The organism is Vulcanococcus sp. (assembly GCF_044369115.1).
Classification (GTDB): Bacteria; Cyanobacteriota; Cyanobacteriia; order PCC-6307; family Cyanobiaceae; genus Vulcanococcus.
Map to the genome: position 1 here is coordinate 1 of NZ_JBIPMN010000263.1, position 2,992 is coordinate 2,992.

4 protein-coding genes are annotated in these 2,992 nt (G+C 63.5%); all 4 read left to right on the forward strand.

Annotation, left to right across the window (positions count from 1 at the left end):
* The first annotated feature begins 101 nt into the window (after positions 1-101).
* The 4 genes from ACIQ2E_RS14245 to ACIQ2E_RS14260 all read left to right on the forward strand — a co-directional run bounded on the left by ACIQ2E_RS14245 (position 102) and on the right by ACIQ2E_RS14260 (position 2,978).
* The gene (locus ACIQ2E_RS14245) at positions 102-230 is read left to right on the forward strand and encodes a hypothetical protein (RefSeq protein ID WP_398331966.1); all 129 of its coding nucleotides are present in this window, start codon (positions 102-104) and stop codon (positions 228-230) included.
* A gap of 6 nt (positions 231-236) precedes the next feature.
* Positions 237-1,220 (forward strand): transporter substrate-binding domain-containing protein, encoded by a 984-nt coding sequence (locus ACIQ2E_RS14250; RefSeq protein WP_398331975.1) that lies wholly within the window; start codon positions 237-239, stop codon positions 1,218-1,220.
* Positions 1,221-1,375: 155 nt separating this feature from the next.
* Positions 1,376-2,344 (forward strand): RNA polymerase sigma factor, RpoD/SigA family, encoded by a 969-nt coding sequence (locus ACIQ2E_RS14255; protein ID WP_398331969.1) that lies wholly within the window; start codon positions 1,376-1,378, stop codon positions 2,342-2,344.
* Between the two features lie 133 nt (positions 2,345-2,477).
* Positions 2,478-2,978 carry a Dps family protein gene (locus ACIQ2E_RS14260; RefSeq protein WP_398331972.1) on the forward strand — a complete coding sequence of 167 codons (501 nt, stop codon included), beginning with the start codon at positions 2,478-2,480 and terminating at the stop codon, positions 2,976-2,978.
* Positions 2,979-2,992 lie beyond the last annotated feature (14 nt).

Here is a 2,992-nt window from a genome sequence, read left to right on the forward strand (position 1 = left end):
AGGCCCGCTGCCTGATGACCCAGGCCCCCGCCGATGTGAGCGAGCGCCAGCTGGAGGAGCTGCACGTGGCCAGCACCTGGGTGGAGGAAGGGGCTGGCTGAATGGCGCGCCTCCGCCCTCTGGCCCTCATCGCTCTGGGGATGCTGGCCCTCAGCTCTTCGAGCGCCCCGGGGAAGGCTGCCGATCCCCAGCTCCTGCGGGTGGGCGTGGTGCAGAACGCCATGCCCTGATCCGACCTGAGCAACGGGCAAGCCGCAGGATCGGCGGTGGATCTGTGGCAGGCCATCGCCCAGCAGCAGGGCTGGCGCTACAGCTTTCAACCCATTCCCACGCCGAATGCGGCCATTGAGGCCGCCGCCGCGGGGCAGGTGGACGTTGCGATCTCCTGCCTGAACATCATTGCCGAGCGCCTGGAGAAGGCCGACTTTTCGGCGCCGTACCAGGAGGACAGCCTCGCCTTTCTCTCCCTCAAGACCAACGAAGGCATCCTCCCCCTGCTGCAGAGGATCGGCAATGAACGGATTCTGCGCGACTCGATCGCGCTGCTGTTCGCGATCACCGTTATCGCCGCAATTGCCCTCTGGCTGATCAGCCGTGGCTTCGATCACAAGGATATCGACAGCGGCCGCAGGCGAAACACCTTCTTTAAAGGTTGGATGATGCTAGTCATGGGCACCGGCATCTACAAAATGGGCCCTAGTCCACCCACGATTGCCATCATCACACTGGTCAACATCTGCAGGCTCGTCATCACGTCTGTCTTTGTGGGCACCACCGCGACAGTGGTGTTCAAGTCGACGCTTCCAAGCGATATCTCCCTGCAGGACAGCCTGACCGCCGCTCTACGCGATGGCGTTGGCGTTGATTCGGGAACAGTCAGTGAGCTCTGGCTGACAGAGCAGGTGCGCAAATTCAAGCGGCCGGAACTGCTCTCGAAGATCCGACCGATCAGTGGGGATAAAGCTCTGATCGAATCCCTCGAGCGCGGAACGGTGGGCAGCATCATGGCCGACTCGGCACGTGTGCAATCCCTGAGTGGAAAAGTGGAGAATCCCAATCGGTATCAGATCTCAGCCAAGACCTACAACCAAACCCCTCAGAGCTTCGTGTTCGGCGCCAACCTGAGTGAAACCAAACGCGATCTAATCAACAAGCAGATCTCCCGCATGCGTTTCGAAGGCCTGATTGAAACCATCATCAAACGCTGGGAAACCTCCTGATCCCCGTCCCCAGGGTTTCGCCTGGGGATCAGAGGTCGCACTCCCAGAGGTAGCCCCCCGCCGCTCCCGAGCGACAAGAAACCGAAGGAAACAGGACAGAAAGCGCTAGTCGCCTGCCTGCCCTGGCAAAGCTGGAGAAACCCGGCTGGCAGTCGTTGCCCAGAGCACCCTCCACCACCGACCTGGTGCGGCTGTACCTCCAGGAGATCGGCCGCGTGAATCTGCTGAGCCAGGAGGAGGAACTCACCCTGGCGCGCCTGGTGCAGGAGCGGGAGCGACTGCTGCAGCTTCAGCTGCCAGAGACCGACGAGCCAGAGGCAACGCAGGCGGCCTGGGCCGCGAAGGCGGGCCTGACCCCCACCCAGCTGAGGCAGGCCCTGCATCGGGGCAAGCGGGCGCGGGAGCGGATGATCCAGGCCAATCTGCGTCTGGTGGTGGCCGTGGCCAAGAAATACCAGCGCCGCGGCCTCGAATTGCTGGATCTGGTGCAGGAGGGCAGCCTGGGCCTGGAACGGGCCGTGGAGCGCTTCGACCCCACCCGGGGCTTCCGCTTCAGCACCTATGCCTACTGGTGGATCCGCCAGGGCATCACCCGGGCCCTGGCCTGCCAGAGCCGCACCATCCGGCTGCCGGTGCACATCACCGAGAAGCTCAACCGCCTCAAGAAGGCCCAGCGGGAGCTGGCCATGCGGCTGGGGCGACTGCCGAATCTCGCCGAACTGGCCGGAGAACTGAACCTGAGCGAACAGGCCGTGCGCCAGATCCTGGTGCAGGTGCCGCGACCCGTGTCGCTGGAGGGGCGCGTGGGCCGGGATCAGGAGAGCGAGCTGGGGGACCTGCTGCAGGATGGGCACGCCACGCCGGAACAACTGCTCACCCGCGAGCAGTTGCATGACGACCTGGAAAGCCTGCTGGCCGAGCTGAACGGGCGCGAAGCCCAGGTGATCCGCGAGCGCTTCGGCCTCGATGACAACACCCCTCGCACCCTGAGCGAAATCGGCGAGGGCATGCATCTGTCGCGGGAGCGGGTGCGGCAGATCGAGTCGCGGGCTCTGCTGAAGCTGCGCCAGCCCCAGAACCGCTGCCGGGTGCGCGACTACCTGGGCAGCCTGGATGAGCGCTGACACACGCGCTCATTCAACGGTCGATCCAGCAAGAGCCATCCAGGAACAGCCCCTGGAAAAACAACGATCTCCAACAGCGGAGCGGCGGACAGCGCCAGAGGGACTAAAACGGAATTACTCCGCTTAAGCTTCTATGGCTGCCAAAGCATCCGCCACTGCCGCCCCTCCGATCGACATCGGCATCCCCGCCGAGCAGCGTTCCCAGATCGCCGAAGGCCTCGGCCGCGTGCTGGCCGACAGCACCGTGCTCTACGCCAAAACCCACGGCTTCCACTGGAACGTGACGGGGCCCATGTTCAACACGCTCCATCTGATGTTTATGGAGCAATACACCGAACTGTGGACAGCCCTCGACGAGATCGCCGAGCGGATCCGGGCCCTCGGCCACAAGGCTCCGTTTGGGGGCAAGATCTATGGAAGCTTGTCGTCGATCCCCGAAAGCGAGGGTGTTCCAGCGGCCATGGCCATGGTGCGTGAGCTGGTGGAGGGTCATGAGGCGGTGGCCCGCACGATTCGTGGTGTGTTCGCCATTGCCGACGAAGCCAATGATCAGCCCACTGCTGATTTGCTAACGCAACGCCTGCAGATTCATGAGAAGACAGCCTGGATGTTGCGCAGCCTGTTGGAAAGCTGACCAGCGATTGCACC

Bases quoted from the DNA above. Each gene is read 5' to 3' on its own strand.
- ACIQ2E_RS14245 (WP_398331966.1), top strand. From the start codon at position 102: ATGGCGCGCCTCCGCCCTCTGGCCCTCATCGCTCTGGGGATGCTGGCC.
- ACIQ2E_RS14260 (WP_398331972.1), top strand. From the start codon at position 2,478: ATGGCTGCCAAAGCATCCGCCACTGCCGCCCCTCCGATCGACATCGGC.